1 protein-coding gene is annotated in these 561 nt (G+C 67.6%); it reads right to left on the bottom strand.

The genetic code is table 11. The annotated features are described in order from the left end of the window. Positions 1 to 345, bottom strand: a 345-nt coding sequence (locus tag CCN72_RS37135; RefSeq protein ID WP_143664352.1) for a TetR/AcrR family transcriptional regulator, incomplete at its 3' end; no start/stop codon positions are given. Positions 346 to 561 lie beyond the last annotated feature (216 nt).

The following is a 561-nucleotide window of genomic DNA, read 5'->3' as shown; positions in this document are numbered from 1 at the left end:
CGCGTCGTGCTTCTTCCAGAAGTCCAGGAAGCCGTCCACGAGTTCCTGCGAGGTCCCCCAGCCGGACTTGCCGGCCCAGGAGCGTCCCTCCAGCAACTCGGTCAATCCGGCGCCCTCGGCGGCCATTTGGTCGGCGATCTCCAGGACGGCACCTTCGACGTCCGGGAAGTACTGGTAGAAGGTCGCGGGCGAAGTGCCCGCCTTCCGGGCGACATCGATGACCTTGACGTCCCGGTACGGGGAGGAGCTGAGCATCTCGCTGAGGCAGTCGAGCAGCTTCTGCCGGGTCGCCTGCCCACGCCTACCGGCCACGCGGCCGTCGACGGTACGCACTTGTCCTGTCATGCCGTCAGCTTACCGAGGGGTGATGGGAGCGCGATTCGGCCGACTGCAAATGGGGTGCGCGGGCCCATCGAGCCTGGTGTGCCTGGTCTGCGCGCTGCGCGACACCCGGTTACTTTGACGACATGGCCGAAAACAGGGCATCCACGAACGAAGAGCCACACGAGGGTGGCAAACCGGCCTCGGCCCCGCCCCCAGCCCCCTCCGAGGACTCGGGCC

The sequence above is a fragment of the Streptomyces murinus genome, from assembly GCF_002154555.1.
GTDB classification, from domain to species: domain Bacteria; phylum Actinomycetota; class Actinomycetes; order Streptomycetales; family Streptomycetaceae; genus Streptomyces; species Streptomyces murinus.
Note: the sequence above shows the minus strand (reverse complement) of the source record. Positions and strands in the feature narration are given on the sequence as shown.